Source organism: Pseudomonas sp. MWU12-2020 (assembly GCF_023100605.1).
Classification (GTDB): Bacteria; Pseudomonadota; Gammaproteobacteria; order Pseudomonadales; family Pseudomonadaceae; genus Aquipseudomonas; species Aquipseudomonas fluorescens_H.
This window is the reverse complement of the sequence record NZ_JALMEX010000004.1, coordinates 293900-318016: the sequence shown is the minus strand read 5'-3', so window position 1 is coordinate 318016 and position 24117 is coordinate 293900. Positions and strand designations below refer to the sequence as shown.

Sequence of the window (24117 nt, the reverse complement as noted above, 5' to 3'; positions counted from 1 at the left end):
TTAGAGAGCCTTGTTGACCGCCGGCGGATTCATCTTCGACAACCCGAGATTCTTAAGCGCCAGTTGCAGCGAGCTGTGGATCACTTGCGGGTTGTCGATGGTCATCAGCTCGGCCAACAGATCCTTGGCCTTGCTCAGGTTGATCTGACGCAGCATCCACTTCACTTTCGGCAGGTTGGTGGCGTTCATCGACAGGCTGTCGAAGCCCATCGCCATCAACAGCACCGCCGCCGCCGGATCACCGGCCATTTCGCCGCAGATGCTCACCGGTTTGCCTTCGGCATGCGCGTCGCGTACCACGGTTTGCAGGGCTTGCAGCACCGCCGGGTGCAGGTAGTCGTAGAGATCGGCCACCCGCGGGTTGTTGCGGTCGACCGCCAGCAGGTACTGGGTCAGGTCGTTGGAGCCGACTGACAGGAAGTCCACCTGCCGCGCGAGTTCCTTGGTCTGGTACACCGCGGCCGGAATTTCGATCATCACGCCGATCGGCGGCATCGGCACGTCGGTGCCTTCGTCACGCACTTCGCCCCAGGCCCGGTGGATCAGGTGCAGGGCTTCTTCGAGTTCGTGGGTGCCGGAGATCATCGGCAGCAGGATCCGCAGATTGTTCAGGCCTTCGCTGGCCTTGAGCATCGCGCGGGTCTGCACCAGGAAGATTTCCGGGTGGTCGAGGGTCACGCGAATCCCGCGCCAGCCGAGGAACGGGTTGTCTTCCTTGATCGGGAAGTACGACAGCGACTTGTCACCGCCGATGTCCAGGCTGCGCATGGTCACCGGTTGCGGGTGGAACGCGGCGAGCTGTTCGCGGTAGATCGCCAGCTGTTCCTTTTCGCTCGGGAAGCGCTGATTGATCATGAACGGCACTTCGGTGCGGTACAGGCCGACACCTTCGGCGCCACGCTTTTGTGCCCGCGCCACATCGGCCAGCAGGCCAGTGTTGACCCACAGCGGCATGCGGTGGCCATCGAGGGTCACGCACGGCAGATCACGCAGGGTGTCGAGGCCCAGCGCCAGTTGTTTCTCTTCTTCGACCACCTCGGCGAACTGCTTGCGCAGGACGTCGCTGGGGTTGGTGTAGACCTCGCCGCGGGTGCCATCGACGATCACCTCGATGCCGTCGACCTTGGCGTACGGCAGGTCGACCAGGCCCATCACCGTCGGAATGCCCATGGCCCGGGCCAGGATCGCGACGTGGGAGTTACCCGAACCGAGGACCGACACCAGACCGACCAGCGTGCCTTCCGGCACCTCGCCGAGCATGGCCGGCGTCAGCTCTTCGCTGACCAGAATGGTTTTTTCCGGGTAGACCAGGTTCTGCTGACGCTCTTCCTGCAGATACGCCAGTAGGCGCCGACCGAGGTCTTTGACGTCCGACGCGCGCTCGCGCAGGTAGGCGTCGTCCATCAGTTCGAAACGGTTGACGTGATCGGTGACCACCTGACGCAGTGCGCCCTGGGCCCATTGGCCGGTCTTGATCACGGTGGTGACTTCGCTGCCCAGCGAGGCATCGTCGAGCATCATCAGGTAAACGTCGAACAGCGCGCGCTCTTCCGGGCGCAGCTGGGTCGCGAGTTTGGCGGACAACGCACGCATGTCGGCGCGCACGCCTTCGATGGCGGTCTTGAACAGCGCCAGCTCGGCGTCGATATCGGTAATGGTTTTATCTGGAACAACGTCCAGATCCGCCGGCGGCAGCATGACCACCGCGGTACCGACGGCAGCACCCGGCGAACCCGGTACGCCGACGAACTTGGCTTCCTGAATGCCCTTGCCCTGACGACCCAGACCACGGATCGAGCCGGTGGCCTCAGCGTGGGCGATAACGCCGGCGAGCTGCGCGCTCATGGTCACGAGGAAGGCTTCTTCACCTTCGTCGAACTGGCGACGTTCTTTCTGCTGGATGACCAACACGCCGACGACGCGGCGGTGGTGAATGATCGGCGCCCCGAGGAACGAGGCGTAGCGCTCCTCGCCGGTCTCGGCGAAGTAGCGGTAGCGCGGGTGATCCGCGGCGTTTTCGAGGTTCAGGGGTTCTTCACGCGTGCCGACCAGACCCACCAGACCTTCGTTGGGTGCCATGCTGACTTTGCCGATCGAGCGCTTGTTCAAGCCCTCGGTGGCCATCAGGACGAAGCGGTTGGTCTCGGGATCAAGCAGGTAGACCGAGCAGACCTGGCTGCCCATGGCCTCTTTGACGCGCAACACAATAATCCCCAACGCCGCCTTGAGATCCTTGGCGGAGTTAACTTCCTGGACGATCTTGCGCAGCGTATTGAGCATGGCTCGGGGTCGAACTCCGTCGTCAGTCGCGCGCTAAAAGGCGCGGGGCAAGCTCTTTGAGGGCGCGTCGATACACCTCGCGCTTGAATGTCACCACCTGGCCCAACGGATACCAATAACTGACCCAGCGCCAGCCATCGAACTCCGGTTTACCGGTCAAATCCATCCGCACCCGCTGCTCGTTGGAGATCAGGCGCAGGAGAAACCATTTCTGTTTCTGGCCGATGCACAGCGGTTGGCTGTGGGTACGCACCAGACGTTGCGGCAAACGATAGCGCAACCAGCCACGAGTACAGGCCAGTATTTCAACATCTTCACGTTCCAGGCCAACTTCTTCGTTCAGCTCGCGGTACAAGGCGTCCTCCGGCGTCTCCTCGGGGTTGATTCCCCCTTGTGGAAACTGCCAGGCATCTTGATTGATACGGCGAGCCCATAGCACCTGGCCGGCGTCATTCGTCAGAATGATCCCGACATTGGGGCGGAAACCATCGGGGTCGATCACGGCAACAACCTCGCAAACGCATGTCGCCGCATTGTTCCACAAAGCTTGATAAGGCGGCAACGAAGGTTCCTACCTTATGTGCACTCTTGTGAAAAGACCGTATTCTTGTCGCCTTTTTACTGACTTTTCAGCGGGTAACTGCAATGCGCCTGGCTCTATTCGATTTGGACAACACCCTTCTGGGCGGCGACAGCGATCACGCCTGGGGCGACTATCTGTGCGAGCGCGGCTTCCTTGACCCGGTGGCGTACAAGACGCGCAACGACGAGTTCTATCAGGATTACCTGGCCGGCAAGCTGGATAACGCCGCGTACCTGAACTTCTGCCTGGAAATCCTCGGCCGCACCGAAATGGCCGTGCTCGAACAGTGGCATAACGACTACATGCGCGACTGCATCGAGCCGATCGTGCTGCCCAAGGCGCTGGAACTGCTGAAACAGCACCGCGACGCTGGTGACAAACTGGTGATCATCACCGCCACCAACCGCTTCGTCACCGCCCCGATTGCCGTGCGCCTGGGCGTTGAAACCCTGATCGCCACCGAGTGCGAGATGGTCGATGGCCGCTACACCGGGCGCAGCACCGACATTCCGTGCTTCCGTGAGGGCAAGGTGACGCGCCTGAATCGTTGGCTGGAGGAGACTGGGTATTCGCTGGATGACAGCTATTTCTATAGCGATTCGATGAATGACCTGCCGCTGCTGGAGCAGGTGGCGAACCCGGTGGCCGTTGATCCGGATCCGAATCTGCGCGCCGAGGCCGAGAAGCGTGGCTGGCCAGTTATCTCGTTGCGCGACTGATTACGCCTTCGCGAGCAAGCCCGCTCCCACAGGGGACCGTGTTCACAGCACAAATCCAATGTGGGAGGGGGCTTGCTCCCGAATGGGGCCAACGCGGTGTGAAGCCTTAAACAGGCTTGGCGCCCATCAACCCGGCAATGGCGATAAAGCAGACGAAACTGAACAACGCCAAGGCAAAGGTGAACTTGCCAACGCCACCCGGCGCCTTGCGCAACCGATTCAACCGCACCAGCAACCAGAACAACGCCAGTGCCGCCACGGTGTACAGCACGCTGGAGGCCAGCAACCAGGTCTGCCCCAGCGGCCAGCCGACCAGATGCACCATGCCCCAGCCAGTGAACGGCATGCTCAACAGCGCCAGGCCCATCAACAACCAGATGAACACCCGTGGCCGTTGCAAGGTGCGGCTGCCCGCCGTGGCATCACCTTTGCGCCGCGCGAGAAAAACCCAGATTCCCAGACCCAGCGCACTGGCCAGCAACACCACGGTGGCGACCATGTGCGCGGTTTTCAGGGCAGTTAACGTTTCCATTGTTCGATTTCCTTATGGCCTGCCCATCAGCGTAGCCGCTCAGCCAAGAAACAGCTGATAGGCCGGGTTTTCGCTTTCATCCCAGTACGGGTAGCCGATTTCCTCAAGCGCCGCCGGCACCAGATGCCGCTCGTCATGCGGGACTTGCAGGCCCGCGACCACCCGGCCGTCCGCCGCGCCGTGGTTACGGTAGTGGAACATCGAGATGTTCCAGCGCCCGCCGAGTTTGTTGAGGAAGTTGAACAATGCGCCCGGGCGCTCCGGGAATTCGAAGCGAAACACCACTTCGTCGATGACGTGCGCCGCGTGGCCGCCGACCATGTGGCGAATGTGCAACTTGGCCAGTTCGTTGTCGGTCAGGTCGAGCACCGGGAAGCCCTGCCCGGTCAGGCTCGCCAGAAGTGCGCTGCGCGGGTCGTTTTCCGGGTGAGTCTGCACGCCAACGAAGATGTGCGCTTCGCTGCCGGTGTTGTAGCGGTAGTTGAATTCGGTGATCTGGCGCTTGCCGATGGCTTCGCAAAACGCCTTGAAGCTGCCGGCCTGCTCCGGGATGGTCACGGCGATGATCGCTTCGCGGCCCTCGCCCAGCTCGGCGCGTTCGGCGACGTGGCGCAGGCGATCGAAGTTGACGTTGGCCCCGGAGTCGATGGCAACGAAGGTCTGGCCGCTGACGCCACGCAACTCGACGTACTTCTTGATCCCGGCCACGCCCAAGGCGCCGGCAGGTTCGGTGATCGAGCGGGTATCGTCGTAGATATCCTTGATTGCCGCACAGATCTCGTCAGTGCTGACGGTGATCACTTCGTCCACGTAATCCTTGCAGATGTCGAAGGTGTGCTGGCCGATCTGCGCCACGGCCACGCCGTCGGCGAAGATGCCCACGGTCGGCAGCACCACGCGCTCGCCGGCGGCCATGGCCGCTTGCAGGCAGTTGGAGTCGTCCGGCTCGACGCCGATGACCTTGATGTCCGGACGCAGGTATTTCACGTACGCCGCGATGCCAGCGATCAGCCCGCCGCCGCCGACCGGCACGAAAATCGCGTCCAGCGGTTGCGGGTGCTGGCGCAGAATTTCCATCGCCACGGTGCCCTGCCCGGCAATGGTGTGCGGATCGTCGTACGGGTGGATGTAAACGTAGCCCTTTTCATCGACCAGTTTCAGCGAGTAGGCCAGGGCTTCCGGGAAGGAATCGCCGTGCAGCACCACTTTGCCGCCGCGCGAACGCACGCCTTCGACCTTGATCTCGGGAGTGGTCTTGGGCATCACGATGGTCGCTTTCACGCCCAGCACTTTCGCCGCCAGCGCCAGACCCTGCGCATGGTTGCCCGCCGACGCGGTGACCACGCCACGGGCGCGTTCTTCGTCAGACAGCTGGGTCAACTTGTTGTACGCGCCGCGAATCTTGAACGAGAACACCGGCTGCAAGTCTTCGCGCTTGAGCCAGATGTCATTGCCCAGCCGCTCGGAGAGCTGGCGAGCGTTCTGCAGCGGGGTTTCTACGGCAACGTCATAAACGCGCGAGGTGAGGATCTTTTTGACGTACTGTTCGAGCATCGGAAAGCATCACTGGCGATTGGGCGGGGCCGACGAGTCTAACCCGGCTTTTGGGCGCACGACCACACTGAACAGGGGGTTTTAGGGTACAGAGAACCAATGTGGCGAGGGAGCTTGCTCCCGCTCGGCTGCGCAGCAGTCGTAAATCAGAACATTCGATTTGCCTGAAGGAATGCAAAGGACCGCTTCGCGCTCCAGCGGGAGAGCAAGCTCCCTCGCCACAGGGGTGTTTCCCCCTTCACCACCGCGAGGCCTATAATGCCGGCCTTTCCGTACTCACCTTGCCCGCTTCCGGAGCCCGCATGACCCAGGATCAACTCAAACAGGCAGTGGCTCAGGCCGCCGTCGACTTCATCCTTCCGAAACTCGACGACAAGAGCATCGTCGGGGTCGGCACCGGCTCCACCGCCAACTGCTTCATCGACGCGCTGGCCCAGCACAAGGGCGCGTTCGATGGCGCGGTCGCCAGCTCCGAAGCCACTGCGGCGCGCCTCAAGGGCCACGGGATTCCGGTGTATGAGCTGAACACCGTCAGCGACCTGGAGTTCTACGTCGATGGCGCCGACGAGAGCGACGCGCACCTGAACCTGATCAAGGGCGGCGGCGCCGCCCTGACCCGCGAGAAGATCGTCGCGGCCGTGGCCAAGACCTTCATCTGCATCGCCGACGCCAGCAAACTGGTGCCGGTGCTGGGCGAATTCCCGCTGCCGGTGGAAGTGATCCCGATGGCCCGCAGCCACGTGGCCCGTCAACTGGTGAAACTGGGCGGCGATCCGGTGTACCGCGAAGGCGTGCTGACCGACAACGGCAACATCATCCTCGACGTGTTCAACCTGCAGATCACCAACCCGGTGGAGCTGGAAGCGCAGATCAACGCGATCGTCGGCGTGGTCACCAACGGTCTGTTCGCGGCGCGGCCGGCGGATCTGCTGTTGCTGGGCACCAGCGAAGGTGTGAAAACCCTGAAGGCTGAGTAAGCCCGACTGCCCCATTCTTGAGGGTAATTGCATCACCCCCTGTGGGAGCGGGCTTGCTCGCGAATGCGGTGTGCCAGATACATTATTTTGTCTGATACACCGCATTCGCGAGCAAGCCCGCTCCCACATTTGGTTTTTTGGGGTGTCAGTCAGTTTTGCGCAGGTTTCTTGAAGACGTAAAACAAGTTCGGTTCACTCACCAGATACAACGTCCCATCGTCATCCATCGCGATACCCTCGGCCTGCGGTACGCTCTTCTGTAAACCCTGCCGTCCCTTGTTCAGTGACAGTGTGCTCAACGGCCGCCCGTCCACATCCAGCTCCAGAATCAGCCCCGACTCGTCGGACAGCGCCAGTAAATGGCCGCTGCGCTCGTCGTATTGCAGACTCGACAGATCGCGCACGAACATCCCGGCGTCGCGCTTGGGGTTGTTGATCACGTGTACCGCGTAGGACTTTTCCGGATTGAAGTGGGGAAATCCGTGCACTTCATAAATCAGCATCGGATCGCGCTCCTTGGCGACGAACAGGCGCTTGCCCACCGAGTCATACGCCAGGCCTTCGAAGCCCTTGTTGCCACTCATGTGCACGCCGAGGGTCATTTGTTCGGCGTCCGCCGCATCGAGGAAGGTCGTGCCCTGCTCCAGATGGACCTTGATCAGCCGTTGCTGACGCTCGTCAGTGATCACGTAGGTGTCGGCGCTGATGAACTCCACCGCTTCCGCATCGCCAAAGCCGATCAACGCGATACGCCGCAGGATCTTGCCTTCAAGCGACAACTCGACCAGTTCGGCATTCTTGTTGGTCACGGTGAACAGGCTCTTGCGCACCGGATCGTAGGTCAGCGCCGAAACATCGTCGTTCAGCCCTTCGATGACCCGAGCTTCGACCTCGACCCGGTATTGACCCAGACCAATGGCCTCGCTGCTCAACGGCTGCCACAAGGTCTGCAGATTGAACCAGGCGCGCTCGAACAGGCGCAGGTATTGGCCGATCGCAATCAACGCGATCAGGGCGACAACCGACAGGATGACAAACAGGGGCTTGGGGCGGACAAGTCGACGCATTCGGGCAGGCTCGGGATCAAAACAGGCGGATGAAATATCACGCCTGTCTGAACTGAAGCTTAATGGCCACTTGCCCTTGCCCACAACAGCTCCTATAGGGAGAGGTTCAGGCTGCTACTTCTGCTTTTCGAAGCGGTAGAACAGGTTCGGCTCACTGACCATGTACAGCGTACCGGCGTCGTCCATGGTCACGCCTTCGGCACGGGGAATGGTGTTCTTCAATCCGTTGAAGCCGCCGAGCAGGGTCATGAAGCTGACTTGCTCGCCCTTCTCGTCCAGCTCCAGCAACAGGTGCGAATCGGCGGACAGCACCAGGGTGTGGCCGGTACGCGGGTCGATGGCCAGTGCCGAGAGGTTGCGGATATCCAGTTCATCATTGGCCAGCTTCTGCTTGTCGCCCTTGAGGATCTGGCTGCCGTCGCTTTTCCAGGTGAACAGCGCCGGTGGCCGTTCTTCGCCCAGCAGCAACTGCTGGTTGCGCGGATCCCAGGTAATTGCCTCGAACGCCTTGTTCTGGTTTTTCGACGGACCGAGATCGTATTTCGGGAAGTCGGCGATATTCAGCTCGCGGGTATTGGCATCGACCTTGACGATGGTCAGCAGGTGCTCGCGCTCGTCGACAATCGCCATCAGGCCGTTTTCCATCACGGTCACGCCTTCAGGATTGATCCAGCCCACCAGTGGCATCTTGCGCAGCACATCACCCTGCAGGGTCAATTCGACCAGGAACGGGTTCTTGCCCATCACCGAAAACAGGGTTTTGGTCTGCGGGTTGTAGGACAGGTCCGAGGCCTCGTCCTTTTCCATGCCCGGCAGCAGCTTGCCATCGATGACCGCCCGATAATCCGGCAACCAGATGCTTGCCTTCTGCTCGGCCTGGCTCTCAAAACGTTCGCGCAGCCACAGCAGGCCACGGTCGTCCCAATGCATGATATGCGCCAGGCCATAAGCGACGGCGAGCACCAGCAATAGCCAGACATACCAGCGCAGGGCAAAACGTGAGCGACGGGAAGTTTTGAGCTGAGTTTGAGCTGACATCAGGGACGCGTTCCGAAAATTCAGGCTATGGGTAATAGCACAAAGAGGCCGGCTCAGACGCCAGAATGAGAGGAATTATCCGGACAGGATGTGAAAAAAACGGCAAATGACGGGATTGTCGTGCGGCTTTGCGAGCCGCGACACAGAGCCAATGCAGGAGCGGGCACTTGTGGCGAGGGAGCTTGCTCCCGCTGGGGCGCGAAGCGACCCTGCTTTTCACTTCAAAAAGCAGGGGCCTGCTGCGCAGTCCAGCGGGAGCAAGCTCCCTCGCCACAGTTGCTGTGTATCGAATGCGTTCGGTCAGCGCACGCTGCTGCTGAAGCGGCTCGCGCCAACCAGTTCCAGGACGATGTCGTCGCCGACATTCAGCGGGCCGACGCCCACTGGCGTGCCGGTGAGGATTACGTCGCCGGCCTGCAGCGAGAAGCAGCCGGCCATGTGCTGGATCATCGGCACGATCGGGTTGAGCATCGCGCTGCTGTTGCCGTCCTGGCGTACTTCGCCGTTGATGGTCAGGCGGATGCCGATGTCAGTCAGGTCGGCGAAGGTGCTGCCGACCACGAACGGGGCAATCACCGCCGCGCCGTCGAACGACTTGGCGATTTCCCATGGCAGGCCCTTGGACTTGAGCTCGGCCTGCTTGTCGCGCAGGGTCAGGTCCAGCGCCGGGGCGAACCCGGAGATCGCGTCGAGCACTTCTTCACGGCTCGGCTTGGTCGACAGCGGCTTGCCGATCAACACAGCGATTTCCGCTTCGTAGTGCACCGAGCCGCGCTCGGTCGGAATGCTGAAGCCGCCTTCCAGCGGCACCACGCAACTGCCCGGTTTGATGAACAGCAGCGGCTCGGTAGGCACCGGGTTGTCCAGTTCCTTGGCGTGTTCGGCGTAATTACGGCCAATGCACACGACTTTCCCGATCGGGAAGTGAATGCGCGTGCCGTCGACATACTGGTGCTGATAGCTCATTTACCGACTCCTGCCTTCATTGATTCAGGGGATTGCCAATCAAACCGCGAAAATCTTGCCCGGGTTCATGATGCCGTTCGGATCGAACACCGCTTTGACCGCTTTCATGTACTCGATTTCGACCGGAGAGCGGCTGTACGTCAAGTAGTCGCGCTTGGTCATGCCCACGCCGTGTTCGGCGGAGATCGAACCGTTGTACTTCTCGACGGTTTCGAACACCCACTTGTTGACGGTGGCGCACTTGGCGAAAAACTCGTCCTTGCTCAGGTTATCCGGCTTGAGTATGTTCAGGTGCAGGTTGCCGTCGCCGATATGGCCGAACCAGACAATTTCGAAGTCCGGGTAGTATTCGCCGACGATCGCGTCGATTTCCTGCAGAAATGCCGGCACTTTCGACACGGTGACCGAGATGTCGTTCTTGTACGGTGTCCAGTGAGAGATCGTCTCGGAGATGTACTCGCGCAGCTTCCACAGATTCTGCAACTGGGTTTCGCTCTGGCTCATCACACCGTCCAGCACCCAGCCTTGCTCGACGCAACGCTCGAAGGTTTCCAGCGCCGTGTTGGCCACTGCTTCGCTGGTCGCTTCGAATTCCAGCAGCGCGTAGAACGGGCAGTCGGTGTCGAACGGCGCCGGTACGTCGCCACGCCCCAGCACTTTGGCCAATGCCTTGTCGGAGAAGAATTCGAACGCGGTCAGATCAAGCTTGCCCTGGAAGGCATGGAGCACCGGCATGATCGAGTCGAAGTCGGCGGTGCCGAGGACCATGGCGGTCAGATTTTTCGGTGCGCGATCCAGACGCATGGTCGCTTCGACCACAAAGCCGAGGGTGCCTTCGGCGCCGATGAACAGCTGGCGCAGATCGTAGCCGGTAGCGTTCTTGATCAGGTCCTTGTTCAGTTCCAGCACGTCGCCCTTGCCGGTGACCACTTTCAGGCCGGCGACCCAGTTACGGGTCATGCCGTAGCGAATCACCTTGATCCCGCCGGCATTGGTGCCGATATTGCCGCCAATCTGGCTGGAACCGGCCGAAGCGAAGTCCACCGGGTAGTACAGGCCGTTTTCTTCGGCGACGTTCTGCAGGTGCTCGGTGACCACGCCCGGCTGACACACGGCGGTGCGATCGGTGAGGTTCACGTCGAGAATCTGGTTCATGTAGTCGAACGACACCACCACTTCGCCATTCGCGGCCACGGCGGCGGCGGACAGCCCGGTGCGCCCGCCCGACGGCACCAGCGCCACTTTATGGGTGTTGGCCCAGCGGACGATGGCCTGCACCTGCTCGATGGTCTTGGGAAATACGATGGCGCTCGGCGCGGGGGCGAAGTGCTTGGTCCAATCCTTGCCGTACGCGTTCAGGGAGTCGGCGTCGGTCAGGACCTTGCCAGGCTCGACCAGGGTCTTCAGTTCATCAATCAGGGCAGGATTGGTCATCGACAGAACTCTCGAACAATTCATGGTCATCCTGAAGACGCTTCACGTCGCAGGAATGAGTGTTTAGCGGGGTGGCTATGCTAGCATACCGACCCCGCAGGCCAGTGCCCAAGGCCAGTTCTGCGGTGACGGCTTTCTTGTCGTCCAGGTCAATGTCTGTTGACCATTTCCTGCCATTTTTCTCCGGGATACAGGTTTACGCAGATGAGCAAGACTTCTCTCGATAAGAGCAAGATCAAGTTCCTTCTTCTCGAAGGCGTCCACCAATCGGCTGTCGACGTCCTCAAGGCGGCGGGCTACACCAGCATCGAATACCTGACAGGCTCCTTGCCGGAAGCCGAGCTCAAGGAAAAGATCGCTGATGCTCACTTCATCGGCATTCGTTCGCGCACCCAACTGACCGAAGAGATCTTCGATCACGCGAAGAAGCTGGTCGCGGTCGGCTGTTTCTGCATCGGCACCAACCAGGTTGACCTGAGTGCTGCCCGCGAGCGCGGCATCGCCGTGTTCAACGCGCCGTACTCCAACACCCGCTCCGTCGCGGAACTGGTGCTGGCCGAAGCGATCCTGCTGCTGCGCGGCATCCCGGAGAAAAACGCTTCCTGCCATCGTGGCGGCTGGATCAAATCCGCAGCCAACTCCTTCGAGATCCGTGGCAAGAAACTCGGTATCGTCGGCTACGGCTCGATCGGTACGCAGCTGTCGGTTCTGGCTGAAGGTCTGGGCATGCAGGTGTTCTTCTACGACACCGTGACCAAGCTGCCGCTGGGCAACGCCACTCAGGTCGGCAACCTGCACGAACTGCTGGGCATGTCCGACATCGTCACCCTGCACGTTCCGGAAACCGCTGCGACCCAGTGGATGATCGGCGAGAAGGAAATCCGCGCCATCAAGAAGGGCGGCATCCTGATCAACGCCGCGCGCGGCACCGTGGTCGAGCTGGACGCCCTGGCGGACGCGATCAAGGACAAGCACCTGATCGGCGCGGCCATCGACGTCTTCCCGGTGGAGCCTCGCTCCAACGACGAAGAGTTCGAAAGCCCGCTGCGTGGCCTGGACAACGTGATCCTGACCCCGCACATCGGTGGCTCGACTGCCGAAGCGCAGGCCAACATCGGTCTGGAAGTGGCGGAAAAACTGGTCAAGTACAGCGACAACGGTACGTCCGTTTCGTCGGTGAACTTCCCGGAAGTGGCCCTGCCGGCTCACCCTGGCAAGCACCGTCTGCTGCACATCCACGAGAACATCCCGGGTGTGATGAGCGAGATCAACAAGGTCTTCGCCGAAAACGGTATCAACATCTCCGGTCAGTTCCTGCAGACCAACGAGAAAGTCGGTTACGTGGTAATCGACGTCGACGCCGAGTACTCGGAGCTGGCGCAAGAGAAGCTGCAACACGTCAACGGCACCATCCGTAGCCGCGTGTTGTTCTGATCGAACGCCGAGCAATGAAAAAGGGAGCCTTCGAGGCTCCCTTTTTCATGCCGCTGAAAACGTTACTTCACCGTCACGGTGATCTTTTCCGAAACGATTGGCGGGTTGAAAGCCATGTGGCCCTTGTCGCCCAGTTCCAGTTGCAAGGTGTGCTTGCCTGGGGTCAGCGTCAGTTCGGTTTCGGTCTGCGCCTTGCCGAAGTGGATGTGGTTGGCATCTGCCGGAATCACCGCGCCCGCCGGGATAATGTCCTTGGCATCGACCAGCAGGTGATGGTGGCCGGTGTTCGCGGTCGGATCGCCTGCCGGCGCCAGTGCGATGCCTTTGACTTCAAACTTGACCTTGAATGTCTTGTCGACAACGGCGCCACTGCTTGGCTCGACGATACTCACTGAAGCGCCCGCCGGCGCCTCTGTGGCGGCGCTGGCCATCATCGAAGCACCCAACAGAAGGCCAGCCAGCGCTGCACGTGACATGAATGTTTTCATTCTCTTCTCCAGTTTTTTCGTAAAATCCGCGCGGTCATGACAACTTCATGACCATTCGTTGTCGAAGGCACTCGACAACCATAGCAAAGCGAGCCTGACTCAGAGCATCGCGATAATGATTTCAAAGGAGTGACCATGCGTTTTCTGCCTGGCCTGATCTGCCTGCTACCCCTTCTGAGCCCGCTGGCTCACGCCGAACTGATTGATGACGTCAACGACCGTGGCGAGTTGCGCATAGCCCTTGAGGCTAATACACCGCCCTTCAATTTCAAGGACGGCGACACACTCACGGGGTTCGAGGTCGAGCTTGGGCAACTGCTGGCCAACGAGCTGGATGTACGCGCCGACTTCATCGTCACCGACGACGCCGACCTGCTTCAGGGCGTTGAAAGCGGCAAGTACGACGTTGCGCTCAATCACATAGCACTGACACCTGAACTCAAGGATCGTTTCGACTTCAGCGAGTCTTACGGCAAGGTCGACTCGCAGCTATGGGCGAAGAAGGATGAGCAGCCACGGCCGATGGTGCTGGTACAGGCGCTGACCGAGGAAAAGCCGAAGGCGACCCCGGTGGAGCTGGCGATTCCGTTTCAGAAGGGCAACCCGGCGTTTCAGGCGAGCCTTGCGGGTGCGTTGCAGCGGATCAAGGCGGATGGGCGGTTGGCGGCGTTGTCCGAGAAGTGGTTCAGCGAGCCCAAATGAACACACAAACCCTGTAGGAGTGAGCCTGCTCGCGATAGCGGTCTGTCAGTCATTCATTGATGTGCTGATAGACCGCTATCGCGAGCAGGCTCACTCCTACAGGGGGTCTACGGTGGGCTTTCAGTCGAGCTGGGTCAGGGCCATTGCGGCTTGCGGCAGTTCAAGCTCGCTGAAGACTTGTACCCCATGCCGTTTGAGCAGCGCAGCCGTCACGCCTTCGCCACTGACCTTCACCCCACTGAACGTCCCGTCATAGGTCAGCAAATTTCCGCAGGAAGGACTGTTGGCCTTGAGCACCGCAACGCGGATGTCATGCTTTTGCACCAGCTCCAGCGCTTGCCGCGCACCATCGAGAAACTGCGCGCTGACGTCCTCGCCCTCGCTGGTGATCACCGCCGCCTGGCCATCGAGCACTTCCGCGCCCTGCCCGCCCGGGATCTCCGCCGCTGCCCGCGGGGTTGGCAAACCGCCAGCCACTTCCGGACACAGCGGTACCACGCGGCCCTCGGCGATCCACTGTTCGAGCAGATCGAACGGCCCGCTGGCCCCGCCGTCGTAACGCACGCGGTGGCCCAACAGGCAGCGGCTGACCAGAATCTTCTGCATATCAGAACGGCTCGTTGCCACGGCGACGGAACCAGCCGGTCAGCGACAGGCGCTCGCGGTGCGCCGGCAGCACTTCATGCGGCACCTCGCCGGAGAGGAACACCACCAGACAGCCGCCGGTGGGTTGCACGTCGTGGACGCGCTCATCGTCCAGGTACATGCGCAGCTGACCGCCGTCTTCCGGCAACCACGCGTCATTGAGGTAGACCACCACCGAAACCATGCGCCGGTCATCGTCGCGAAAACGGTCGACGTGCTTGCGGTAAAACGCGCCCGGCGGATAGAGGGCGAAATGACATTCGAAATCCTCAAGCCCGAGGAACAGCCCGCGATTGAGCGCCTCGCGCAGACTGTCCATCAGGCTCAGATAACGGTCGCTGGCCTCGGCCTGGCCCGGGTCGATCCACTGGATGTGGTCGCCGCGAATGCCCTCGCGAATCTCCGAAAACGGCCCACGGCCTACCCCCGCCGGCGCCAGCTCACCCTCGGCCTCACGTTTGCGGCACTCGGCCGCCAGCTCACGGGTCAAACCCGCGGGCAGGAAAATGTTCTGCTGCGACCAGCCGTGTTCGGCCAGGTCGTCGACGATACGTAACAGCAGCGGGTGTTCAGAGGATATTTGCATGGCGCGCATAGTATGCCGGCGGCAAGAAATCCGACAGAGCCACGCAGCGGCTTGCTACGAATTCTCGACAAGTCCCGGCACCGCACGGAGAATAGTCCGCTGCTGACAGGAGTCCCTATGCGCCGTTTGCTTTTTTCACTGTTGATGTTCTGCGTTTTGCCCGCCTGGGCGGACGGCCACGATCAGCTGTACAAGATCGCCGGCTGGCCAGATCAACGTGCGCATTTCAATGATGCCCTGAGTGCCGCGCAGCAGCGCTACCAGAACAATCTGCCGCCAGCGGTGTTTCAAGCCCTGGTCAACAACAGCAACCAGCGCTTCGCCCCCCAGGCCATGGATCAGCGTGCCGAAGCGCAACTGCGCCAGCACCTTGCCGATCCACAACCGGCGCTGACGTTCTTTCAATCGCCGCTGGGCAAGAAAATCGTCGCCGCTGAATTGCTCGCCACCCGTCGCGATCAACTGGCGAAGAACGCCAAGGGCTTGCCGAAAATGCAGGCCAGCGACAGCCGTCTGTTGATCATCGGCCATCTGGCCCAGGCCCTGCCCGCCCGCGAGGCCGGCGCCGAAGTCAGCCTGGCGATTGCCGGGGTGGCGGCGGACAGTTTGAGCTCGATGATCCCCGGCCTGCTCGGCGGCGGTCAGGCACAGGGCATGTTGAACGGTCAGCGCCAGCGCCTGATGGATCAGATCGGCGCCGATTTGAACAACACGCTGCTCTACGTTTATCGCGATCTGTCGGATGACGAACTGGAGCAGTTCGCGACCTTTGCCGAGTCCAGCGAGGGCAAGGCGTATTACCAGGCGGCGCTGGCGGCGATTCGGGCGGGGTTGGCGGTGGGGCAAAGCTCTTCGAACCTTGGCCAGTGATCTTCATCGCCTGACCGGCCGCCTTCGCGAGCAAGCCCGCTCCCACAGGTGATCGAGGTCTCCTGTGGGAGCGGGCTTGCTCGCGAAGAGGCCCTTGGAATCACTGAAGATTCCGCCCCCTGATCCGCTTGTTCAGAAACTCGAAATACTCCTCGCGCATCTCCAGCGTCTCATTCGCCAGATGATGCCGCGCCTCCGGCAGCAGCAGAATCTGCGGCCGGTCGAACTTCCACTTCAGCACCTGCAAGTTGTGCTGCCAGTCCACGGTCATGTCCGCCTGCCCCTGAATGATCAGCGGCCGTCGCGGACTTTTTTTCGCGTGTTCCACGCGGATGATCCAGCGCGACAGCGCACCGACCCACGCCGTCGGCAAGCGTTTGGGCTGCAACGGATCGGTCTGCAGAAACGGCAGGAAATCCGGGTCGTTGGAGTTCTCGCTGAAGCGCCGGGTGACACCCCGCACGAAAGGCCTCAGCAAGTAATAACTGAGCTGCGACCAGCCCCAGGCGCGCGGACGCACCAGCGGCGCCAGCAGAATCAACTGGCCCTGCGCCGGACTGTTCTCGCCATGGTTGAGCACATGATCGACGACGATCGCGCCGCCAGTGCTTTGTCCGCACAGGTGCCAGGGTTGCGGCAGGGCAATCGAACTGGCTTCAGCGAACAACGCCTGCAACGTGTCCTGATATTCGGAGAAGTCGCGGATGCTCGCCCGCGGCCCACTCGACAAACCATGGCCCGGCAAGTCGCAGGCGATGACGGCAAAATCCTGATCCAGAGCCCACTCGATCACATGCCGATACAGCCCGGTGTGATCGTAAAAACCGTGCAGCAGAAACAGCGTGCCCTTGACCTTCTCCGGCCACCAGCAATGGCTGACCAGCTCATAACCGTCCACCTCGAACCGGCCCATGCCGCGCCAGACATCGCGCTCGGGAAAGTCGGTTTTATAGAACTGCTGATACGCCTTGGCCTCGTCCGACAACGGCTGCCACTGGGCCAAAGGCTTGAGGCTGGCGCGTAAATGATCGGCATCGAAAGTGTCAGGCATGCGGGTATTCCAGAGCGGTAAACAGACTTTATCGGCCTGCGATATTCATCTGTTGCGGCAAGCATGGCAAGCTAGCCCACCTCTTCGGGAACGAAAACCATGCGCTCGCCCTACCGCACCGCACTGTTTGCCAGCCTGCTCGCGCTTGTGTGTGCCGGGGTGCTGTGGGCGGCGTACGACTGGTTTCAGGGGCGTTATCTACGCGCGTTCAGTCAGCACACCGCAGTGTTTTCCGGTGATCCGTTGCGCCTGCCGGATGAACTGGCCGGCCCCGGCAAAATCCGTCTCGTGCATTTCTGGGACCCGGCCTGCCCATGCAACGTCGGCAATCAACAGCACCTGACCGAGATGGTCGAGCAGTACGGCACGCGCGGTGTGGAATTCTTCGCCGTGCAACGCGCCGGCTCCCACGGTCAGTTGCCCACCACCCTGAGCAACCTGAAAACCATCGCCGTGCTGCCTGGCTCCGAGCAGATCCCGGCCAGCCCCGCCGTGGCGATCTGGGACCGCAGCGGCAAACTGGCGTACTTCGGCCCGTACAGCGAAGGGCTGACCTGCAATTCCAGCAACAGTTTTATCGAACCGATCCTCAATGCCCTCACGGAAGACCGTCCGGTCAACGCCACGCACACCCTGGCGGTCGGTTGCTATTGCCCGTGGCCGGTAGTGGCGCAGTAAGGCATTCCGGACTTTTCAAGGACAGCGATGCACGGCACGGAAGGTCTGTGCTAATTGTTTGCAGCCCGACGGGCGGCAATCCCGCATGCACAAGGAGTCACCATGAAACGCGTCTTCACCGTTCTTGCCTTGCTCATCGTTATCCTGCTCATCGCCATCGGCGGTTACGTCTACAGCAAGCAACCGACGCGTCAGGGTCAGGTGGAGCTGCGCAATCTGCAAGGCTCGGTGACCGTGCGCTATGACGATCGCGGGGTGCCGCACATTCGTGCCGAGAACGAAACCGATCTGTATCGCGCCCTCGGCTACGTGCATGCCCAGGACCGACTGTTCCAGATGGAAGCCATGCGCCGCCTGGCCCGCGGCGAGCTGGCCGAAGTGCTGGGGCCGAAGCTGCTCGACACCGACAAACTGTTCCGCAGCCTGCGCATCCGCGAGCGCGCCGCCAGTTATGTTGCCAGTCTCGATAAGCAGTCCCCGGCGTGGAAGGCCCTGCAAGCCTATCTGGACGGCATCAATCAATATCAGGACAGCCACGCCGCACCGGTCGAGTTCGACGTGCTGGGCATCCCCAAGCGGCCGTTCACCGCCGAAGACAGCATCAGCGTCGCCGGTTACATGGCCTACAGTTTTGCGGCGGCGTTTCGCACCGAGCCATTGCTGACCTACGTGCGCGATCAACTCGGCGCTGATTACCTCAATGTCTTCGACCTCGACTGGCAGCCCAAAGGAGTGCTCGCCAAAGGTCACGCCAACAAGACTCCGGCCCTCGCCGCCGGCGACTGGAAAGACCTCAATGCCCTCGCCCGTCTCAGCGAGCAGGCGCTGATTGAAAACGGCCTGCCGCAATTCGAAGGCAGCAACGCCTGGGTGATTGCCGGCAGCCGTAGCCAGAGCGGCAAACCGCTACTGGCCGGTGATCCGCATATTCGCTTCTCGGTGCCGTCGGTGTGGTACGAGGCGCAACTGTCGGCGCCGGGGTTCGAGTTGTACGGCCATCATCAGGCGCTGGTGCCGTTTGCGTTCCTGGGGCACAACCTGGATTTCGGTTGGAGCCTGACCATGTTTCAGAATGACGATCTGGATCTGATCGCCGAGAAGGTCAACCCGGACAACCCGAATCAGGTCTGGTACCACGGCCAGTGGACCGATCTGGTCAGCACCCAGCAGCAAATCGCGGTGAAGGGCCAGGCGCCGGTGACGCTGACCTTGCGCCAGTCGCCCCACGGCCCGATCGTCAACGACGCCCTCGGCACTGCCGCCGGTAAAACGCCGATCGCCATGTGGTGGGCGTTTCTCGAAACGCCGAACCCGATCCTCGAAGGTTTCTACCAGCTTAACCGCGCCGACACCCTGGCCAAGGCCCGCGCCGCAGCAGCCAAGGTCCAGGCGCCGGGGCTGAACATTGTCTACGCCAACGCCAAGGGTGACATTGCCTGGTGGGCTTCGGCGCTGCTGCCCAAACGTCCGGCGGGCGTGCGCCCGGAGTTCATTCTCGACGGCAGCGGCAATCAGGCGGACAAGGACGGCTACTACCCGTTCAGCGCCAACCCGCAGGAAGAGAACCCGGCACGCGGCTACATCGTCTCGGCCAACTTCCAGCCGCTGTCGCCCACCGGCATGGCGATTCCCGGTTACTACAACCTCGCCGATCGCGGGCAGCAGCTCAACCGTCAGCTCAGCGACAAGAGCGTGAAGTGGAGCAACGAGGCCAACCAGAAACTGCAACTGGGCACCACCACCGGTTACGGCCCGCGCACCCTGGCGCCGTTGCTGCCGGTGCTGCGTGAAGTGGTGAGTGATCAGGCACAGCTGAAACTGGTCGAGCAACTGGCGCAGTGGCAAGGCGACTATCCACTGGATTCGGTGAGCGCCACAGTGTTCAACCAGTTCCTCTACGACCTCGCCGATGCGGCGATGCGCGATGAGCTCGGCAACGACTTCTTCGAGACGCTGCTGTCGACCCGGGTGATCGACGCCGCCCTGCCGCGCCTGGCGGCGAATGCGGACTCGCCGTGGTGGGACAACCGCAACACACCGAACAAGGAGACCCGTGCCGACATCGTCAAAGCGGCGTGGCAGGCGAGCATGGCGCACCTGAAACAGACCCTCGGCGACAACCCGTCCGACTGGCAATGGGGCACGGCGCACACCCTGACCCACGGTCATCCGTTGGGTCAGCAGAAGCCGCTGGATCACATCTTCAACGTCGGGCCGTTCGCCGCACCGGGTAGCCACGAAGTGCCGAACAACCTCTCGGCCAAGCTCGGCCCGGCGCCATGGCCGGTGACCTACGGGCCTTCGACGCGGCGGCTGGTCGACTTCGCCGACCCGGCGCACAGCCTGACCATCAACCCGGTCGGCCAGAGCGGCGTGCCGTTCGACAGCCACTATGACGATCAGGCCGAGGCGTATGTCGACGGGATGTATGTGCAGGCGCACTTCAGCGAGGAAGAAGTGACGGCCAATACCCGGAGTACCTTGAAGCTGTTGCCGGCGCGGGCTGCCCAATAGTTTTGTACTTTCTGCGCTGAACCCTTCGCGAGCAAGCTCGCTCCCACAGGGGAGTGCATTTCAACTGTGGGAGCGAGCTTGCTCGCGAAGGGGCCCTCAAGAACAACACTGGAACTCAGAGCAGCACTGCAAAATTCAGCCGAAACTGCTGCGGCGTCACGCCCAATCGACGGTTGAACACACTGCGCATGTGCTGCGCATCGCGAAACCCGCACTGATAGGCCACGGTCTTCAGCGGTGCCGTGGTGCTTTCCAGCAGCACCCGCGCCGCGTCCACTCGCGCACTTTCGACGAACTCTGCCGGGGTGACCCGAGCCTCACGGGCGAACACCCGGGAGAAGTTGCGCGCACTCATGTTCGCCGCGTTCGCCAGATCGGCAATCGTCAGATCGCCGGTGAGATTGGCCAGCACATACAATTGCACCATCGCCACCGCTGACGTCGGCTCCGCATGCGGCGTGAGGAACGGGCTGAACTGCGATTGCCCGCCCGAGCGCTGAGTGAACACCACCAGCCGCTTGGCCACACTCAGCGCCACTTCAGCGCCGCAATCACGGGCCAGCAGGTACAGCGACAGATCGATCCCGGCGGTGACCCCGGCCGAGGTGTAGAGCGCACCGTCCTCGACGTACAGGCGATCGGCCTCGACCCGGGTCGATGGGCACAACTGCGCCAGGGCCTCGGCATCGTTCCAGTGGGTAGTGACCGTGCGCCCTTCCAGCAGCCCCGCCCGCGCCAGCATGAACGCGCCGTTGCAGATCGAACCGAAACGCCGTGCACGCGCGCAGGCCTCGCGCAGCCAGGTGTCGAAGCCTTTGCCGAAATCCATGAAGGGTAACTGCGGCCCTCCGGCCACCAGCAGCAGGTCATAAGCATCGTGCGCTTCACTGAAGTGTCGGTGAGCGCTGAGGTTCAGGCCATTGGAGCAAGCCATCGGGCCACGTTCGAGGCCGATCACCTCCAGCTGGTAGTGGTCCTCGGGCGGCAGAAACCGGTTGGCCTCGGCGAACACATCCATCGGCCCGCTGACATCCAGCGCCTGCACGCCGGGGAATACCACGATGGCGATGGTTTTGTTCATAAGCCTCCAATGTCCTCAATGCAGTGGCAAACACAAATCCCTGTGGGAGCGGGCTTGCTCGCGAAAGGGCCCTTACATTCAACTTATCTGTTGAATGACACACCGCTTTCGCGAGCAAGCCCGCTCCCACCTGGGCCGTGCCTGCCTTTTTGTAAGCCAACCCTGGCCAATCCTCGTTCAACAAGCGAGATTGGCACGATTTGCAGGTCGATTGGCAAGGATCGCAGCCATGCGTTGATTGTCCGTTTAGTGTCTCGGGGAACAGACTTTGCCCATCAGCGCCACGACGGCGTTTTCGATGAGGATACCTTCATGAGCACGACCATTGCCGGCATCAAGATCCCCGACAGCGCCCTCGCCCGGGCCACCACCGAGTACATTCGCGACATCGAAACCGACCTGCTCTACCACCACTCGCGCCGGGTGTTTTTGTTCGGTGCGTTGAGCGGGGAGCGCCAGCAACTGCCTTACAACCCGGAGCTGCTGTACGTCGGCGCGATGTTCCACGACCTCGGTCTGGTCGAAGGTTATCGCAGTGACGACGAGCGCTTCGAAGTGGATGGTGCCAACGCGGCGGCGGCGTTTCTCAAGCCGTACGGGCTGAGCGATGACGACATCGAGCAGGTGTGGCTGTCGATTGCCCTGCACACCACACCGGGCGTGCCCAAGCATCTGCGTCCGACCGTGGCGCTGGTGACTGCAGGTGTCGAGATGGATGTGCTGGGCATGGATTACGCGGCGTTCAGCAGCACCCAGCGCGAGGCGGTGGTGCATGCGCATCCACGCGGGGAAGGTTTCAAGGAGTGCATCATCTGTGCGTTTGCCGACGGCTTGCGCCATCGTCCGCAGACCACGTTTGGCAACGTGAAGACCGATGTGCTGAAGGATCAGGAGCCGGGGTTCAAGCCGATGAACTTCGTTGAAGTCATCCGCCAATCTCCCTGGACTGCCTAATACCAACTGTAGGAGTGAGCCCTGTGGTGAGGGGATTTATCCCCGATGGACTGCGTAGCAGTCCCTACTTTCAGGATCAAAAGAGGGGCCGCTTCGCAACCCATCGGGGATAAATCCCCTCGCCACAAAAGCCCGCTCCCACATTTGGATTTGGGTTGGCCCTGAGAAAGTGGCCAACCCGATATGGCTTAAGCCGCTTCCGGCGCAGGCGCGCGGCGTACGTCCGGTTGCTTCCACGAATCGGCGGCGCCTTCTTCGATGGCTTGCTGGATGGCTTTCTTGCGCGCTTCTTCGGCACGGCGGCTGAAGAACCACACCAGGAACGTCACCAGCGACACCGCCAGCAGAATCAGACTGGCCACGGCGTTGATCTCAGGCTTCACGCCCAGACGCACCGCCGAGAACACTTCCATCGGCAGGGTGGTCGAACCCGGGCCGGAAACGAAGCTCGCCAGTACCAGATCGTCCAGCGACAGGGCGAACGACATCATTCCGCCCGCTGCCAGCGACGGCGCGATCATCGGGATGGTGATCAGGAAGAACACCTTCCACGGCCGCGCACCCAGATCCATCGCCGCCTCTTCGATCGACAGGTCCAGCTCACGCAGACGCGCCGACACCACCACCGCCACGTACGCCGCACAGAACGTCGTGTGGGCGATCCAGATGGTGACGATGCCACGTTCCTGCGGCCAGCCGATCATCTGCGCCATCGCCACGAACAGCAGCAACAGCGACAGACCGGTGATCACTTCGGGCATCACCAGCGGTGCGGTGACCAGGCCACCGAACAGCGTGCGGCCCTTGAAGTGGGTGATGCGGGTCAGCACGAAGGCGGCCAGCGTACCCAGCGCCACGGCAGCAACTGCCGTGTAGCAGGCGATTTCCAGCGAGCGCACCACCGAGCCCATCAGTTGGGTGTTGTCGAGCAGGCCGACGTACCACTTCACCGACCAGCCACCCCACACCGTCACCAGTTTCGAGGCGTTGAACGAGTAGATCACCAGGATCAGCATAGGCGCGTAGATGAACAACAGACCCAGTACCAGCATCAGGCTGGAGAAACGGAAGTTCTTCATTCTTTGCCCTCCATTTCCTTGGCCTGACTGCGGTTGAACAGGATGATCGGCACAATCAGGATCGCCAGCATCACCACCGCCAGGGCGGACGCCACCGGCCAGTCACGGTTGTTGAAGAACTCTTGCCAGAGCACTTTACCGATCATCAGGGTTTCCGGGCCGCCGAGCAGTTCCGGGATCACGAACTCACCGACCACCGGGATGAACACCAGCATGCAGCCGGCAATGATCCCGTTCTTGGACAGCGGAATGGTGATTTTCCAGAAGCTGTTGAAGGTGCTCGAACCGAGGTCGGAAGCGGCTTCCAGCAGGCTGTGATCGTGCTTCACCAGGTTGGCGTACAGCGGCAGGATCATGAACGGCAGGTACGAGTAAACGACGCCGATGTAAACCGCCAGGTTGGTGTTGAGGATCTGCAGCGGCTCGTCGATCCAGCCCATGCTCATCAGGAAACCGTTGAGCAGGCCGTTGTTGCTGAGGATGCCCATCCACGCGTAGACGCGGATCAGGATCGCGGTCCAGGTCGGCATCATGATCAGCAGCACCAGCACCGTCTGCAGCTCTTTGCGGGCACTGGCGATGGCGTAGGCCATCGGGTAGCCGATCAGCAGACACAGCAGCGTGCTGAAAAACGCCATCTTCAGCGAGCCGAGGTAGGCGGCGATGTACAACTCGTCGTCGCCGAGCATCGCGTAGTTGCCAAGGTTCAGCAGCAGTTGCAGCTTCTGCTCGGCGAAGGTGTAGATCTCGGTGTACGGCGGGATGGCCACGTCGGCTTCGGCGAAGCTGATCTTCAGGACGATGAAGAACGGCAGCATGAAGAACAGGAACAGCCAGATGAACGGAACCCCGATGACCAGTTGCCGGCCATTGGGAATTATTCGG

23 protein-coding genes are annotated in these 24117 nt (G+C 61.4%); 8 read left to right on the top strand and 15 right to left on the bottom strand.

What is annotated here, in order from left to right; all coding sequences use genetic code 11:
- Nucleotides 1-2280 carry a phosphoenolpyruvate--protein phosphotransferase gene (gene ptsP / locus M0814_RS11815; RefSeq protein WP_103484317.1) on the bottom strand — a complete coding sequence of 760 codons (2280 nt, stop codon included), beginning with the start codon at nucleotides 2278-2280 and terminating at the stop codon, nucleotides 1-3.
- Nucleotides 2281-2302: 22 nt separating this feature from the next.
- The gene (locus M0814_RS11810) at nucleotides 2303-2782 is read right to left on the bottom strand and encodes an RNA pyrophosphohydrolase (protein ID WP_003229203.1); all 480 of its coding nucleotides are present in this window, start codon (nucleotides 2780-2782) and stop codon (nucleotides 2303-2305) included.
- Nucleotides 2783-2925: 143 nt separating this feature from the next.
- On the opposite strand from M0814_RS11810, the gene M0814_RS11805 reads away from it, so the two are divergent.
- Nucleotides 2926-3582: an HAD family hydrolase gene (locus M0814_RS11805; protein WP_103484318.1), complete on the top strand. Its 657-nt coding sequence runs from the start codon at nucleotides 2926-2928 to the stop codon at nucleotides 3580-3582.
- Between the two features lie 106 nt (nucleotides 3583-3688).
- On the opposite strand, the gene M0814_RS11800 is transcribed toward M0814_RS11805, so the two are convergent.
- Nucleotides 3689-4114 carry a DUF2269 domain-containing protein gene (locus M0814_RS11800; protein WP_103484319.1) on the bottom strand — a complete coding sequence of 142 codons (426 nt, stop codon included), beginning with the start codon at nucleotides 4112-4114 and terminating at the stop codon, nucleotides 3689-3691.
- A 39-nt stretch (nucleotides 4115-4153) separates the two neighbouring features.
- Complete coding sequence (gene ilvA, locus M0814_RS11795; RefSeq protein ID WP_003229210.1) at nucleotides 4154-5668, bottom strand: threonine ammonia-lyase, biosynthetic; 1515 nt, start codon at nucleotides 5666-5668, stop codon at nucleotides 4154-4156.
- A gap of 302 nt (nucleotides 5669-5970) precedes the next feature.
- Here ilvA and rpiA point away from each other — a divergent pair, with 302 nt between their 5' ends.
- The gene (gene rpiA, locus M0814_RS11790; RefSeq protein WP_007913886.1) at nucleotides 5971-6645 is read left to right on the top strand and encodes a ribose-5-phosphate isomerase RpiA; all 675 of its coding nucleotides are present in this window, start codon (nucleotides 5971-5973) and stop codon (nucleotides 6643-6645) included.
- Between the two features lie 149 nt (nucleotides 6646-6794).
- Here the strand turns inward: rpiA and M0814_RS11785 are convergent, their stop codons facing one another.
- From M0814_RS11785 to M0814_RS11770, 4 genes are all read right to left on the bottom strand, one after another.
- Complete coding sequence (locus M0814_RS11785; RefSeq protein ID WP_103484320.1) at nucleotides 6795-7712, bottom strand: SdiA-regulated domain-containing protein; 918 nt, start codon at nucleotides 7710-7712, stop codon at nucleotides 6795-6797.
- A gap of 114 nt (nucleotides 7713-7826) precedes the next feature.
- Nucleotides 7827-8750, bottom strand: coding sequence for an SdiA-regulated domain-containing protein (locus tag M0814_RS11780; RefSeq protein ID WP_103484321.1), 924 nt, complete (start codon nucleotides 8748-8750; stop codon nucleotides 7827-7829).
- A 300-nt stretch (nucleotides 8751-9050) separates the two neighbouring features.
- Nucleotides 9051-9716 carry a fumarylacetoacetate hydrolase family protein gene (locus M0814_RS11775; RefSeq protein WP_003229216.1) on the bottom strand — a complete coding sequence of 222 codons (666 nt, stop codon included), beginning with the start codon at nucleotides 9714-9716 and terminating at the stop codon, nucleotides 9051-9053.
- A 39-nt stretch (nucleotides 9717-9755) separates the two neighbouring features.
- Nucleotides 9756-11150 (bottom strand): FAD-binding oxidoreductase, encoded by a 1395-nt coding sequence (locus tag M0814_RS11770; RefSeq protein WP_103484322.1) that lies wholly within the window; start codon nucleotides 11148-11150, stop codon nucleotides 9756-9758.
- Between the two features lie 204 nt (nucleotides 11151-11354).
- Here M0814_RS11770 and serA point away from each other — a divergent pair, with 204 nt between their 5' ends.
- Entirely contained in the window at nucleotides 11355-12584 is a 1230-nt protein-coding gene (serA, locus tag M0814_RS11765) for a phosphoglycerate dehydrogenase (protein WP_003229219.1), read from the top strand.
- 62 nt (nucleotides 12585-12646) lie between these two features.
- Here serA and M0814_RS11760 read toward each other — a convergent pair whose 3' ends face one another.
- Nucleotides 12647-13072, bottom strand: coding sequence for a DUF4399 domain-containing protein (locus tag M0814_RS11760; RefSeq protein ID WP_103484323.1), 426 nt, complete (start codon nucleotides 13070-13072; stop codon nucleotides 12647-12649).
- Nucleotides 13073-13207: 135 nt separating this feature from the next.
- Here M0814_RS11760 and M0814_RS11755 point away from each other — a divergent pair, with 135 nt between their 5' ends.
- A complete protein-coding gene (locus M0814_RS11755) occupies nucleotides 13208-13774 on the top strand; it encodes a transporter substrate-binding domain-containing protein (RefSeq protein WP_103484324.1) in 567 nt (188 codons plus the stop codon).
- 120 nt (nucleotides 13775-13894) lie between these two features.
- Here M0814_RS11755 and M0814_RS11750 read toward each other — a convergent pair whose 3' ends face one another.
- Nucleotides 13895-14380, bottom strand: coding sequence for a DUF523 domain-containing protein (locus M0814_RS11750; RefSeq protein WP_103484325.1), 486 nt, complete (start codon nucleotides 14378-14380; stop codon nucleotides 13895-13897).
- Nucleotide 14381: 1 nt separating this feature from the next.
- Entirely contained in the window at nucleotides 14382-15014 is a 633-nt protein-coding gene (locus M0814_RS11745) for a 2OG-Fe(II) oxygenase (protein WP_103484326.1), read from the bottom strand.
- 108 nt (nucleotides 15015-15122) lie between these two features.
- Between M0814_RS11745 and M0814_RS11740 the strand changes: the two genes are divergently transcribed.
- Nucleotides 15123-15875: a DUF2059 domain-containing protein gene (locus tag M0814_RS11740; RefSeq protein ID WP_003229229.1), complete on the top strand. Its 753-nt coding sequence runs from the start codon at nucleotides 15123-15125 to the stop codon at nucleotides 15873-15875.
- Between the two features lie 100 nt (nucleotides 15876-15975).
- Here the strand turns inward: M0814_RS11740 and M0814_RS11735 are convergent, their stop codons facing one another.
- Entirely contained in the window at nucleotides 15976-16926 is a 951-nt protein-coding gene (locus M0814_RS11735; protein WP_103484327.1) for an alpha/beta hydrolase, read from the bottom strand.
- Between the two features lie 99 nt (nucleotides 16927-17025).
- On the opposite strand from M0814_RS11735, the gene M0814_RS11730 reads away from it, so the two are divergent.
- Both M0814_RS11730 and M0814_RS11725 read left to right on the top strand, forming a co-directional pair.
- Nucleotides 17026-17604 (top strand): DUF6436 domain-containing protein, encoded by a 579-nt coding sequence (locus tag M0814_RS11730; RefSeq protein WP_103484328.1) that lies wholly within the window; start codon nucleotides 17026-17028, stop codon nucleotides 17602-17604.
- Between the two features lie 102 nt (nucleotides 17605-17706).
- Complete coding sequence (locus M0814_RS11725) at nucleotides 17707-20118, top strand: penicillin acylase family protein (RefSeq protein WP_103484329.1); 2412 nt, start codon at nucleotides 17707-17709, stop codon at nucleotides 20116-20118.
- A gap of 115 nt (nucleotides 20119-20233) precedes the next feature.
- On the opposite strand, the gene M0814_RS11720 is transcribed toward M0814_RS11725, so the two are convergent.
- A complete protein-coding gene (locus M0814_RS11720) occupies nucleotides 20234-21199 on the bottom strand; it encodes a GlxA family transcriptional regulator (RefSeq protein ID WP_103484330.1) in 966 nt (321 codons plus the stop codon).
- A 312-nt stretch (nucleotides 21200-21511) separates the two neighbouring features.
- Between M0814_RS11720 and M0814_RS11715 the strand changes: the two genes are divergently transcribed.
- Nucleotides 21512-22153 (top strand): HD domain-containing protein, encoded by a 642-nt coding sequence (locus tag M0814_RS11715; protein ID WP_103484331.1) that lies wholly within the window; start codon nucleotides 21512-21514, stop codon nucleotides 22151-22153.
- Nucleotides 22154-22341: 188 nt separating this feature from the next.
- Here the strand turns inward: M0814_RS11715 and M0814_RS11710 are convergent, their stop codons facing one another.
- Nucleotides 22342-23232, bottom strand: a complete 891-nt coding sequence (locus M0814_RS11710; RefSeq protein ID WP_003229242.1) for an ABC transporter permease subunit — start codon at nucleotides 23230-23232, stop codon at nucleotides 22342-22344.
- A complete protein-coding gene (locus tag M0814_RS11705) occupies nucleotides 23229-24110 on the bottom strand; it encodes an ABC transporter permease subunit (RefSeq protein ID WP_177434709.1) in 882 nt (293 codons plus the stop codon). Before M0814_RS11705 ends, M0814_RS11710 begins: the two co-directional genes overlap by 4 nt.
- Nucleotides 24111-24117: the final 7 nt, after the last annotated feature.